This window comes from Kitasatospora sp. NPDC059722, from assembly GCF_042733235.1.
In the GTDB taxonomy this organism is placed as follows: Bacteria; Actinomycetota; Actinomycetes; order Streptomycetales; family Streptomycetaceae; genus Kitasatospora.
The window spans coordinates 65,725-77,564 of sequence record NZ_JBHWGD010000049.1; the positions used below are offsets into that span (position 1 = coordinate 65,725).

Here is an 11,840-nt window from a genome sequence, read left to right on the forward strand (position 1 = left end):
TCCAACACCGGGACCCTCCGTGGTGTTCCGACGACCGGACCGGGCCCGGCGGGGCTCGGCCGACGGGGGTTCCGGACGCCCCCGGGCGGGCCGTCGGCGGGTTCGCCCGTCTGGGCGGCGCCCCGGTCTTCCGTACGCAGGACGAGGGCAATCCGGGCGAGGTTCCGTCAGACTGGGGGCTCACGTCCGCACATGGAAGTGCGCTCCGGGGTCGCCGGTGCGGCAGCCGAACGGAAGGGGAGGTTCCGCCTCCTGCCCAACCACCCCGTTTGCGTGATTGCGCTTGGTTGCACCTAGCATCGTTCAGTCCCTACCCCGCACATCGGAGATTTCCGTGCGTTTTAGCCTGACCCCGAAGGAGACGAGCTTCTACGACATGTTCGCCGCCGCCGCGGAGAACCTCGTCGTCGGTTCGAAGCTCCTGCTGGAACTGCTGGGATCAGACGTGTCGGCCCGCGCGGAGATCGTCGAGCGCATGCGCGCCGCCGAGCACGCCGGGGACGACACCACCCATGCCGTCTTCCACCAGCTGAACTCGTCCTTCATCACGCCCTTCGACCGCGAGGACATCTACAGCCTCGCCTCGTCGCTGGACGACATCATGGACTTCATGGAGGAGGCCGTCGACCTGGTCGTCCTCTACGACATCCAGACCCTGCCGAAGGGCATCGAGCAGCAGATCGAGGTGCTCGCCCGGGCCGCCGAGCTCACCGCCGCCGCGATGCCGAACCTGCGCACCATGTCGAACCTCACCGAGTACTGGATCGAGGTCAACCGCCTGGAGAACCAGGCCGACCAGATCCACCGCAAGCTGCTCGCCCACCTGTTCTCCGGTCAGTACGACGCCATCGAGGTGCTCAAGCTCAAGCAGGTCGTGGACGTCCTTGAGGAGGCGGCGGACGCCTTCGAGCACGTCGCCAACACGGTGGAGACCATCGCCGTCAAGGAGTCCTGACCCCCGTGGACATGGCTGCTCTCATCGCCGTCATCGGCGTTGCGTTCTTCTTCACGTACACCAACGGCTTCCACGACTCGGCGAACGCGATCGCCACGTCGGTCTCCACGCGGGCGTTGACCCCGCGGGCCGCGCTCGCGATGGCCGCCGTGATGAACCTGGCCGGCGCCTTCCTCGGCAGCGGTGTCGCGCACACCGTCTCCAAGGGGATCATCGAGACCCCGACCGGCGACAAGGGCATGGTGATCCTCTTCGCCGCCCTGATCGGCGCGATCGCGTGGAACCTGATCACCTGGTACTTCGGCCTGCCCTCCTCCTCGTCGCACGCGCTGTTCGGCGGCATGGTCGGCGCGGCGCTGGCCGGCGGGATCGACGTGATCTGGAGCGGCGTCCTCGACAAGATCGTCATCCCGATGATCGTCTCTCCGGTGGTCGGCCTGATCGGCGGCTTCCTGGTGATGCTGGCGATCCTGTGGATCTTCCGGCGGGCCAACCCGCACCGCGCCAAGCGCAACTTCCGGGTCGCGCAGACCGCCTCGGCCGCCGCGATGGCGCTGGCGCACGGTCTGCAGGACGCGCAGAAGACCATGGGCATCGTGGTCATGGCGCTCACCATCTCGGGCCACCAGACCACCGGCGAGATCCCGGTCTGGGTGAAGATCTCCTGCGCCACGATGCTCTCGCTGGGCACCTACGCGGGCGGCTGGCGGATCATGCGGACCCTCGGCCGCAAGATCATCGAGCTGGACCCGCCGCAGGGCTTCGCGGCCGAGGCCACCGCCTCGGCGATCATGTACATCACGTCGTTCGTCTTCAAGGCGCCGATCTCCACCACCCACGTGATCACCGCGGCGATCATGGGCGCGGGGGCCACCAAGCGGGTCCGCGCGGTGCGCTGGGGCGTCGCCAAGAACATCGTGCTCGGCTGGTTCATCACGATGCCGGCGGCCGCCCTCGTCGCGGCGCTGGTGTACTGGTTCGTCCACCTGTTCTGGGGCTAGCCCCCGGCCGGCCCGCGCAACCGCCGGCCCGTGGAGAACTGACAGGGCCCGCCCCCACATCTCGGGGGCGGGCCCTTTTCATGCTCCGCGGCGGCACCGCCATGCAGCACCGTGGAGCAGCTCGGTCTCCGGGGCGCCGGGGTTTAGCCGAAGCGGCCGGAGATGTAGTCCTCGGTCGCCTGGACCGAGGGGTTGGAGAAGATCCGCTGGGTGTCGTCCAGCTCGACCAGCTTGCCCGGCTGGCCGACGCCGGCCAGGTTGAAGAAGGCGGTGCGGTCGCTGACGCGGGCCGCCTGCTGCATGTTGTGGGTCACGATGACGATGGTGAACTGGGACTTCAGCTCGCCGATCAGGTCCTCGATGGCCAGGGTGGAGATCGGGTCGAGCGCCGAGCAGGGCTCGTCCATCAGCAGGACCTGGGGCTCGACCGCGATGGCGCGGGCGATGCACAGGCGCTGCTGCTGACCGCCGGAGAGGCCGGCGCCCGGCTTGCCCAGCCGGTTGTGGACCTCGTTCCAGAGGTTGGCGCCCTTGAGCGAGCGCTCCACGACCTCGTCCAGGACGGCCTTCTTCTTCACGCCGGCGAGGCGCAGGCCGGCGACCACGTTGTCGTAGATCGACATGGTCGGGAACGGGTTCGGCCGCTGGAACACCATGCCGACCGAGCGGCGCACGGCGACCGGGTCGACGTTGGAGGCGTAGAGGTTCTCGTCGTCCAGGAGCACCTTGCCCTCGACGCGGGCGCCCGGGATCACCTCGTGCATCCGGTTGAGGGTGCGGAGGAAGGTGGACTTGCCGCAGCCCGAGGGGCCGATGAAGGCGGTCACCGAGCGGGGCTCGATGCTCATCGAGATGTCCTCGATGGCCTTGGTGGAGCCGTAGTAGGCCGACAGTCCGCTGACGTCGATGCGCTTGGCCATGATCGTTGCTTCTCTCGTCTGTCTTCGTCAGTCGGTCGCTCAGTGTCCGGCCTTGGGCGAGCGCCAGCGTGCGATGCCCCGGGCGATGAGGTTGAGCCCCATCACGAAGGCGATCAGCACGAGCGCGGCGCCCCAGGCGCGGGCGTAGCCGAAGTCGTTGTTGACCAGGGAGTACTGCTGCCAGATGTACATCGGCAGGGACTGCTGCGGTCCGTCGAACGGGTTGCTGTTGATGTAGTCGGCACCGAACACCAGCATCAGCACCGGGGCGGTCTCACCCGTGATGCGGGCGACCGCGAGCATCACACCGGTGGTGATGCCGCCGATCGCGGTGGGCAGGACGATCCGCAGGATGGTCTTCCACTTCGGCACGCCGAGCGCGTACGACGCCTCGCGCAGCTCGTTCGGGACGAGCTTGAGCATCTCCTCGGTGGAGCGGACCACGACCGGCATCATCAGGATGGCCAGCGCGAGGCTGCCCGAGAAGCCGGAGTAGCCGAAGCCGAGGGCGAGGTTCCAGAGCGACAGGATGAACAGACCGGCGACGATCGACGGCACGCCCGTCATGACGTCGACGAAGAAGGTGACGACCTTGGCGAGCTTGCCGCGGCCGTACTCCACCAGGTAGACGGCGGTGAGCAGGCCGATCGGGGCGGCCATCGCGGTGGCCAGGCCGACCTGCTCCAGGGTGCCGATCAGCGCGTGGTAGATGCCGCCGCCCGGGCCGGACGAGATGACGCCCTTCATGGAGTGGCTCAGGAAGTACCCGTTCACCACGCCGATGCCCTGCTGGATCGTGTAGACGGTCAGCGCGACCAGCGGCACGACGGCGAGGATGAAGGCGACCCAGACCACCGAGGTGGCGAAGCGGTCCTTGGCCTGGCGGCGGCCCTCGACCCGGGCCGAGAGGATGTAGCTGATCAGGACGAACAGGAGCGCCGAGATCAGGCCCCACTGCAGGTGGCTGGCCAGGCCGCCGACGGCGCCGATGGTGCAGCCGAGGGCGATCGAGCCCACCGCGACGGCGGGCGGGGCCCACTTGGGCAAGCGGTTGGCGGTCAGCGCCCGGCTGAGCGGGAGCGCGTCCGCCGGAACAGTCGTGGTAACGCTGCTCATGCCGAGTACTCCTTGCGGCGGGCGACGATCAGCCGCGCGGCACCGTTCACCAGCAGGGTGATCACGAACAGGACGAGGCCGGAGGCCATCAGGGCGTTGCGGCCGTTGTCGCCGGCCTCGGCGAACTTCAGCGCGATGTTCTGCGCGAAGGTGCCGCCGCCCGGGTCGAGGATGTGCAGCGACAGGACGCTGTTGGAGGACAGCACCACCGCGACGGCGATGGTCTCGCCGAGCGCGCGGCCGAGGCCGAGCATCGAGGCCGAGATGATGCCGGGGCGGCCGAAGGGCAGCACCGCGGTGCGGATCATCTCCCAGCGGGTCGCGCCGAGCGCGAGGGCCGCCTCCTCGTGCATCCGCGGCGTCTGGCGGAACACCTCGCGGGAGACCGCGGTGATGATCGGCAGGATCATGATCGCGAGCAGGATGCCGACGGTGAACAGGTTGCGCGGGGTGGTGCCGGTCTTGGTCTGGTCGAAGATGTACGTCCAGCCGAGGTACTCGTTGAGCCAGCTGGTCAGACCGTCCATGTGCGGCACCAGGAACAGCGCGCCCCAGAGGCCGTAGACGATGCTCGGGACGGCCGCCAGCAGGTCCACCAGGTACGCGAACGGCTGGGCGATCCGGCGCGGCGCGTAGTGCGAGATGAACAGCGCGATCCCGATCGCGACCGGGACGGCGATCGCCATGGCGATGAGCGCGCTCACGATCGTGCCGAACGCGAGGACGGCGATGCCGAAGACCGGCTTCGGGGCGTCCGGCGTCCACTCGAAGGTGGTGAGGAAGTTGCCGTCGTTCTTGCTGAGCGCGAGGCCGGAGCGCCAGGCCAGGAAGCCGGCGATGGCGCCCATCACGACCAGCAGGAGGATGCCCGAGCCCCGGGCGAGGTTCATGAAGATCTTGTCGCCGACGCGGCTGTCGCGCGGTCGGCGTTCCCTGCCTCGCGGCGCGGCAGGGGAGGATGAAGTCATTGGTCTACTCCGGTCTGGTGGCGCCGCCCCGGGAGGGGGCGGCACCATGGCGGCGGTGCCCCGGACGTGGTGCTGGGTCGGGCGTTCCGGTGGGACGGCCCCGGCCCCCCTCGCTCACGGGGCCGCCCCACCGGTGGTCCTGCTGGGTCAGGCCAGGGTCGGGATGACGGCGTTGAGCTTGTCGGTGAGCTCCTTCGGCAGCGGGACGTAGCCCTTCTCGCCGATCGCCTTCTGGCCCGCGTCGCTGGCGGTGTAGGTCAGGAAGGCCTTCAGCGTGTCGAGCGTGTCGGCCTTGTTGCCCTTGTCGCAGACGATCTCGTAGGTGACCAGGACCAGCGGGTAGGAGTTCTCGTCCTTGGTCGCGTAGTCGAGCTTCAGCGTCAGGTCGCTGCCGGTGCCGGTGATCTTCGCCTTGGCGAAGGTGTTGGCGGCGTTCTCGGCGGTCGCGGCGACCGGCTTGGCGGCGCCGGTGTTGATCGCGGCGCTCTTCAGGCTGTTGGTCTGCGCGAAGGAGAGCTCGACGTAGCCGATCGAGTTCTTGACCTGCTTGATCTGGGCCGCGACGCCGGCGCTGCCGTTGGCGGACTGGCCACCCTTGCCGGCCCAGGTCTTGGCGGCCGGGTAGGACCAGGCGCCACCGCCGGCCGCGGCGAAGTAGTGGGTCAGGTTGTCGGTGGTGCCGGAGTCGTCCGAGCGGTGGAAGGACTGGATGTCGGTGTCCGGCAGCTTGGCGCCCGGGTTGAGGGCGGCGATCGCCGGGTCGTTCCACTTGGTGATCTGCGAGTCGAAGATCTTGGCGGCGGTGGGGCCGTCCAGGACCAGGTTGTCGACGCCGTCGACGTTGTAGACCAGCGAGATCAGGCCCGCGGCCATCGGCAGGTCGATGCCCTGGCCACCGGTGCAGACCGCCTTGGAGGCGTCGACCTCGGCCGGCTTCAGGGCCGAGTCGGAGCCGGCGAACTGGATCTTGCCCTGGGTGAACTGCTGGACGCCCGCGCCGGAGCCGCCACCGCTGTAGTTGACCGTGGCGCCGGAGCAGGCCGCACCGAAGGCGGTCTTCCACACGTCGACGGCGTTGCCCTGCGCGGTGGAACCGGCGGCGAGGAGGGCGGTGGGCTTGCTGCCACAGTTGATCGAGGCCGCGGCGGCGGAACCCGAGGAGCCCGAACCACCGGCGGTCGTGTTGTTGTTGTCCGAGCCGCACGCGGCGAGCGACAGCGAGCTGACGAGCGCCATGGCACCGATCGCGAGGGCCTTGGTGCGGCCGTTCCGCTGGAGCTTCACTGGGTGTCCCTTTCTGTGGCATTGCCCGGCGCGCGGGCCGTGCGATACGGCGGAGCGCGGGTTTTGCTGTGGTCCGGGGCCCGTCCGGCCCTCCGGTAGTCCCGAAGTTAGGCCGGGGAAGTGACACGACAGCCGGTCGCAAGTGAACGGGGAGTGAACCTCGAACGGATGACAGGAAACTAGGTCAGGTAGTAACGGTTGCGTCACGGCAAGAACTCGGGAAGATCACTTCCATCGTTCCGCTACCAACGGAAGCCGTCCGTCCGCACCGGCTTCGCCCCCAGGATCTCCAGCAGGGCGTCGACCAGCAACCGGTCGCGGTCGTGGGTCAGCCGGACGCGGGCCTTCCCCGCCGGGAGCCACTCCAGCCGGTCCACTTCGCGGTTCGGCCGGAACGCCCCCGTGGTCGGCACCGCCGCCCAGTAGCGGACCTCCTTCGGACGGCCCTGCACCGGGTAGTGCTGCGCGGGCAGCTCGGGACCGAGCACACAGCCGAACCCGGTCTCCTCGCGCACCTCGCGCACCGCCGCCTCGGCCATGCCCTCGCCCGGGTCGAGCTTGCCCTTGGGCATGCTCCAGTCGTCGTACTTGGGCCGGTGGATCAAGGCGATCCGGGGCCGTCCCAGCCGGCCGCTCTTCTTGGGCCGGCCGGGCAGCCACAGCACCGCGCCCGCGGCGAGGATCACCGGGGCGTGCTCCGCCTGGCCGGTGCTCAGCCGATCGCGCAATTCATGCCGTCCGTGGTGCGGGGGAATGCCCCCAGCCCTCGGCAGGGGGGACCTCCAGCCAGCCGTCCAGGCCTGGCGGGAGTTCGGGCCACCGGCGGCCGAAGGCGTACCGCGCCGCCTCGACCTCCAGTCGTTGATCAGCATGCACCACGCCCAGTACGTAGGCGGTGGCGGGGGTGATCCGCGGCGTGCGCGCCGCCGTCGCCGCGGTGACCGCCGCGTCGGCCGCCTCCTGGTGGCGGCCCAGCACGTCGTCCAGCTCGTCCAGCTCCACGGACGGGCGGCCGCACACCTCCAGCGCGTAGCGGGCCCGCTTCACCAGGATCCGCATCCGCGCCCACGGCTCGTCGTCTGCGGCCAGCGCGGTGTCCGCGTCCACCGCGCCGCGGGCCTGCGGAACGGCGCCCAGGCGGCGCAGCCCGTTCCCGCCGTACGGCGTGGCGGCGCGCTGGAGCGGCAGCTGGGCGGCGCTCGCGGTCAGCGCGGTGAACGCGGCGGCCGCCTGCGGCAGCAGCACCGCGCCGGCCCGCGCGTTCGCCGACTCCAGCAGCGGCGCCTCGCCGACCAGCAGCGTCATCCGGTCCGCCAGCGCGTGCAGCCGGGCCGACCGCAGCTCCTGGAGCACGCTGGAGTGCGCCCTCGTCCGGGCCAGCGTCAGCTGCCGGTCCAGCAGCGCCCGCGCCTTCGGTGCGCCGGCGTGCCCGGCCAGCATGCCGGTCCCGTCCGGGTCCGAGCCGCTCAGCGAGTCGAGCGCGCCCAGCAGCCGGGCGGAGCGGCGGACGTACCCGGGCTCCAGCGCGAGCAGGTTGAGCAGCCAGCGCAGCTCGGTGCGGGACTCCTGCGCCCAGGTCTGCTCGAAGACGCTGCCGAAGGTGTGCAGCAGCCCACCGATCCGCCGCACGGCACGCAGCAGGTCGGCCGTGCCGGCCGCCGGCACGGCCGCCGTGCCCGGTCTGGCGCCGACCTCCCCCACCGCCAGCGGCAGGGCGCGCAGGAACGCGCCGGCCTGGGCGGTGAGATGGCTGGAGAGGATGTCCCCGGCGGTCGCGGTGGAGGCCGCCCGGGCCGTCATCGGCGCTTCGGTCATGGCGTGGTAGATCCCCGTTCCCCCGGGTCCGTCCCCCGGGGCTGGTGGCCGACCGCCGGAGCCTGTCCCCTGCCGGCTCCGGCGGCTCGCATCAGTGGTCGCGTCAGCGGGAGGTGGCGGCCCGGCGGCGCTGGCGCGAGTCGATCAACAGGTCCTGGACGTGCCGCAGCGGCTTGCCCTCGGCGTCCTGCGAGTGGCGGGTCCAGGCGCCGTCCGGGCCGAGGTGCCAGGACTCGGTCTCGTCCGACACCCCGAGGTCGAGCAGCCCGGACAGCTCGGCGCGGTGCGCGGGATCGGTGATCCGCATCAGCGCCTCGATCCGGCGGTCCAGGTTGCGGTGCATCATGTCGGCGCTGCCGATCCAGACCTCCGGATCGCCGTTGTTGCCGAACACGAAGAGGCGGGAGTGTTCGAGGAAGCGGCCGAGCACGCTGCGGACCCGGATGTTCTCGCTCAGCCCCGGCACGCCGGGACGGATCGCGCAGATCCCGCGGACCCACACGTCCACCGGCACGCCGGCCTGCGAGGCCCGGTACAGCGCGTCGATCAGGGCCTCGTCGACGATCGAGTTGACCTTGAGCTTCACATAGGCCGGACGGCCCGCGCGGTGGTGGGCGATCTCGTTGTGGATCCGGGCGACCAGGCCGTCGCGCAGACCGCGCGGGGCGGTCAGCAGACGGCGGTAGGACTCGCGGCGCGAGTAGCCGGACAGGCGGTTGAAGAGGTCCGAGAGGTCGGCCCCGACCTGCGGGTCCGAGGTGAGCAGCCCGAGGTCCTCGTAGAGCCGGGCGGTCTTCGGGTGGTAGTTGCCGGTTCCCACGTGCGAGTAGCGCCGCAGGGTGTCGCCCTCCTGACGGACCACCAGCGACAGCTTGCAGTGCGTCTTCAGGCCGACCAGGCCGTAGACGACGTGGCAGCCGGACTCCTCCAGCTTGCGGGCCCACTTGATGTTGGCCTGCTCGTCGAAGCGCGCCTTGATCTCGACCAGGACCAGCACCTGCTTGCCCGACTCCGCCGCGTCGATCAGCGCGTCGACGATCGGCGAGTCACCCGAGGTGCGGTACAGCGTCTGCTTGATCGCCAGCACGTCCGGGTCGGCCGCGGCCTGCTCCAGGAAGGCCTGCACCGAGGTGGAGAAGCTGTCGTACGGGTGGTGCAGGAGGACGTCCCGCTCGCGCATCGCGGCGAAGATGTCCGGCTGGGAGGCCGACTCGACGTCGGTCAGCCCGCGGGCCGTGCCCGCCACGAACTTCGGGTACTTGAGCTCCGGGCGGTCCAGCTCGGCGATCCCGAACAGGCCGGTCAGGTCGAGCGGGCCGGGCAGCGGGAAGACCTCCGCCTCGGTGATGTTCAGCTCCCGCACCAGCAGGTCCAGGATGTAGGGGTCGATCGACTCCTCGACCTCCAGCCGCACCGGCGGGCCGAAGCGCCGCCGCATCAGCTCCTTCTCCAGGGCCTTGAGGATGTTCTCGGTGTCGTCCTCCTCCACCTCCAGGTCCTCGTTGCGGGTGACCCGGAACGCGTGGTGCGCGAGCACCTCCATGCCCGGGAACAGCTCCTCCAGGTGCGCGCCCATCACGTCCTCCAGGGGGACGTAACGCTGGGGCGAGGCCTCCAGGAAACGGGCGAGCGACTGCGGGACCTTCACGCGGGCGAAGTGCTTGTGCCCGGACACCGGGTTGCGCACCACCACGGCGAGGTTCAGGGACAGCCCCGATATGTACGGGAAGGGGTGCGCCGGGTCGACCGCCAGCGGGGTCAGGACCGGGAAGATCTTCTGCCGGAAGAGCGTGTGCAGGCGGGCCTGCTCCTTCTCCGCCAGCTCCGGCCAGCGGACCACCTCGATGCCCTCGGTGGCGAGGTCCGGCAGCACCTCCTGCTGGAACGCGGCGGCATGGCGGGCCATCAGCTCGCGCGAGCGCGTCCAGATCAGGTCGAGCACCTCGCGCGGCTGGAGGCCGGAGGCGCTGCGCTGGGCGACGCCGGTGGCGATCCGGCGCTTGAGGCCGGCCACCCGGACCATGAAGAACTCGTCCAGGTTGCTCGCGAAGATGGCGAGGAACTTGGCCCGCTCCAGCAGCGGGATCTTCGGGTCCTCGGCGAGCTCCAGGACCCGCTCGTTGAACGCGAGCCAGCTCCGCTCGCGGTCCAGGAACCGGCCCTGCGGAAGCTCCTCGAAGTCCTGCTCGTCCACCGTCGACGGCTCCGGCGGCAGACCGAGCGCGTTCGACATCAGGGCCGGTGGGGACAGTGGGGCAGAGACGGGGCGAGGGATGCTCATGGGTTCCAGCTCCTCCAGCAGCAGGACGGCGTCCGAACGCGAATGGCTCTGCGGGCCGTCGTCATCGCCCGGCGCCCACGCCCACCCACCCGGCGCGGTCCGTACAGCACCGGCCGCCGTGGTACGGCCGACGCTGCACGAGCGAGACACTACGGACTTCATCCTGTGATCTTCGCGGCAACAATTGAATCCACGGTAAACACCGCATGGCCAGGAGGAAAGCTGAGTCGGTCGGGGCCGGGGCTGCGGTGCCCCGTGCCTTGCCCCGACCGGCTGTTGCGGCTAGACCGCCCGGTCCGCCCGGTACTCGACGCGGTACATGAGGTCCACCTCGTGCACGGTGAATCCCAGTCGTTCATATACCCGCACGGCGGCCGGATTGTCGGCGTCGACGTAGAGAAGTACGGTCTCCAGTCCACGCTCGCCGGGGCCTGAGCCGGTCAGGTGACGCAGGCCCGCCGCGGTCAGCGCGCGGCCCAGGCCGCTGCCCTGCTCGGCCGGGTCCACCCCGACGACGTACACCTCGCCGAGGGCCGGCTCGGTGGCGGTGGCCCCGTGCACCTTGGTCCAGTGGAAGCCGACGACCTTGCCCTCGCGGGTGGCCAGGAAGAAGCCCGCCGGGTCGAACCAGGGCTCGGCCAGCCGGTCCGCCAGGTCGCGCTCGGTCCAGGCACCCTGCTCGGGGTGGTGGGCGAAGGCGAGGGCGTTGAGCCGCAGCCACTCGGCGTCGTCCTCACCCGGACGGAAGGTCCGCAGCTCGACGCCCTCGGGGAGCGGGACGGTCTCGGTCTGCTCACCCGTGCGGCGCATCTGCCGCAGCTCGCGGACCAGCTCGGCGCCGTACCGGTCGGCCAGGTGGCGGGCGGCGGGGTGGCCGCCGTGCACCCAGAAGTCGACGGCGTCGCGGCCGGCCCGGTGGGCCTCCGCCAGCACGGCGTCCACCAGGGGGCGGGCCAGGCCGCGGCCTCGGGCGGCGGGGGCGACGACGAGTTCGGCGGCGGGATTGGCGTGGGCCCCAGGAGCCGTGTCCTGGGGGATCTCCAGCTGGCCGTAGGCCACGACGGCGGCTTCGGCGCTCTCGACGGCCTTGGCGTTCTCGTTGGCCTCGTCGGCTTGAGCGGCTTCGTGGGCTACGTCGGCTTCGAGGAGGTGGATGACACCGGGGCGGGGCGTCTCCGAGGAACGCAGCCGGAGCCGGCCCTGCTCGGACACGGCCGCCCGGCCGTCGACCGCCTGGGCGTCCGCCAGCACGCGCAGGGCGCCGTCACGCTGCCCGGGCCGGAGCACACTGTCCGCGATGACCGCTGTCTGTTCGTCCATGGACTGACAATACGTCACCGGGCACGACTGCTCCCGGAAATGCGAAAAGCCCCTGATCCGAATGGATCAGGGGCTTTTCAGAAGAATTGTTCGGCGGCGTCCTACTCTCCCACAGGGTCCCCCCTGCAGTACCATCGGCGCTGTGAGGCTTAGCTTCCGGGTTCGGAATGTAACCGGGCG

At 70.5% G+C, this 11,840-nt stretch carries 10 protein-coding genes and 1 rRNA gene; 2 read left to right on the top strand and 9 right to left on the bottom strand.

Annotated features, from left to right (window positions below; all coding sequences use genetic code 11):
* Window positions 1–334 precede the first annotated feature (334 nt).
* Both ACFV4F_RS27745 and ACFV4F_RS27750 read left to right on the top strand, forming a co-directional pair.
* Window positions 335–955 (top strand): DUF47 domain-containing protein, encoded by a 621-nt coding sequence (locus tag ACFV4F_RS27745; RefSeq protein WP_380445984.1) that lies wholly within the window; start codon window positions 335–337, stop codon window positions 953–955.
* A 5-nt stretch (window positions 956–960) separates the two neighbouring features.
* Window positions 961–1,956, top strand: a complete 996-nt coding sequence (locus tag ACFV4F_RS27750) for an anion permease (protein ID WP_380445985.1) — start codon at window positions 961–963, stop codon at window positions 1,954–1,956.
* A 143-nt stretch (window positions 1,957–2,099) separates the two neighbouring features.
* On the opposite strand, the gene pstB is transcribed toward ACFV4F_RS27750, so the two are convergent.
* The 9 genes from pstB to rrf form a co-directional block, all read right to left on the bottom strand.
* Complete coding sequence (gene pstB / locus ACFV4F_RS27755) at window positions 2,100–2,876, bottom strand: phosphate ABC transporter ATP-binding protein PstB (protein ID WP_380445986.1); 777 nt, start codon at window positions 2,874–2,876, stop codon at window positions 2,100–2,102.
* A gap of 39 nt (window positions 2,877–2,915) precedes the next feature.
* Window positions 2,916–3,992, bottom strand: coding sequence for a phosphate ABC transporter permease PstA (gene pstA / locus ACFV4F_RS27760; RefSeq protein ID WP_380506407.1), 1,077 nt, complete (start codon window positions 3,990–3,992; stop codon window positions 2,916–2,918).
* Complete coding sequence (gene pstC, locus ACFV4F_RS27765) at window positions 3,989–4,960, bottom strand: phosphate ABC transporter permease subunit PstC (protein WP_380445988.1); 972 nt, start codon at window positions 4,958–4,960, stop codon at window positions 3,989–3,991. Before pstC ends, pstA begins: the two co-directional genes overlap by 4 nt.
* Before the next feature lie 147 nt (window positions 4,961–5,107).
* On the bottom strand, window positions 5,108–6,244 hold the full coding sequence (pstS, locus tag ACFV4F_RS27770) for a phosphate ABC transporter substrate-binding protein PstS (protein ID WP_380445989.1): 1,137 nt from the start codon (window positions 6,242–6,244) through the stop codon (window positions 5,108–5,110).
* A gap of 242 nt (window positions 6,245–6,486) precedes the next feature.
* Window positions 6,487–6,972: an NUDIX hydrolase gene (locus ACFV4F_RS27775; protein ID WP_380506410.1), complete on the bottom strand. Its 486-nt coding sequence runs from the start codon at window positions 6,970–6,972 to the stop codon at window positions 6,487–6,489.
* Window position 6,973: 1 nt separating this feature from the next.
* Window positions 6,974–8,059 carry a CHAD domain-containing protein gene (locus ACFV4F_RS27780; protein ID WP_380445991.1) on the bottom strand — a complete coding sequence of 362 codons (1,086 nt, stop codon included), beginning with the start codon at window positions 8,057–8,059 and terminating at the stop codon, window positions 6,974–6,976.
* Window positions 8,060–8,162: 103 nt separating this feature from the next.
* The gene (locus tag ACFV4F_RS27785; RefSeq protein ID WP_380445992.1) at window positions 8,163–10,340 is read right to left on the bottom strand and encodes an RNA degradosome polyphosphate kinase; all 2,178 of its coding nucleotides are present in this window, start codon (window positions 10,338–10,340) and stop codon (window positions 8,163–8,165) included.
* 282 nt (window positions 10,341–10,622) lie between these two features.
* The gene (gene mshD, locus ACFV4F_RS27790; RefSeq protein ID WP_380506413.1) at window positions 10,623–11,660 is read right to left on the bottom strand and encodes a mycothiol synthase; all 1,038 of its coding nucleotides are present in this window, start codon (window positions 11,658–11,660) and stop codon (window positions 10,623–10,625) included.
* Window positions 11,661–11,748: 88 nt separating this feature from the next.
* Window positions 11,749–11,840: ribosomal RNA gene (rrf, locus tag ACFV4F_RS27795) — 5S ribosomal RNA — on the bottom strand; the annotation flags it as partial.

Bases quoted from the DNA above. Each gene is read 5' to 3' on its own strand.
- ACFV4F_RS27780 (WP_380445991.1), bottom strand. From the start codon at position 8,059: ATGACCGAAGCGCCGATGACGGCCCGGGCGGCCTCCACCGCGACCGCC.
- mshD (WP_380506413.1), bottom strand. From the start codon at position 11,660: ATGGACGAACAGACAGCGGTCATCGCGGACAGTGTGCTCCGGCCCGGG.
- pstB (WP_380445986.1), bottom strand. From the start codon at position 2,876: ATGGCCAAGCGCATCGACGTCAGCGGACTGTCGGCCTACTACGGCTCC.
- pstA (WP_380506407.1), bottom strand. From the start codon at position 3,992: ATGAGCAGCGTTACCACGACTGTTCCGGCGGACGCGCTCCCGCTCAGC.
- ACFV4F_RS27785 (WP_380445992.1), bottom strand. From the start codon at position 10,340: ATGAGCATCCCTCGCCCCGTCTCTGCCCCACTGTCCCCACCGGCCCTG.
- pstC (WP_380445988.1), bottom strand. From the start codon at position 4,960: ATGACTTCATCCTCCCCTGCCGCGCCGCGAGGCAGGGAACGCCGACCG.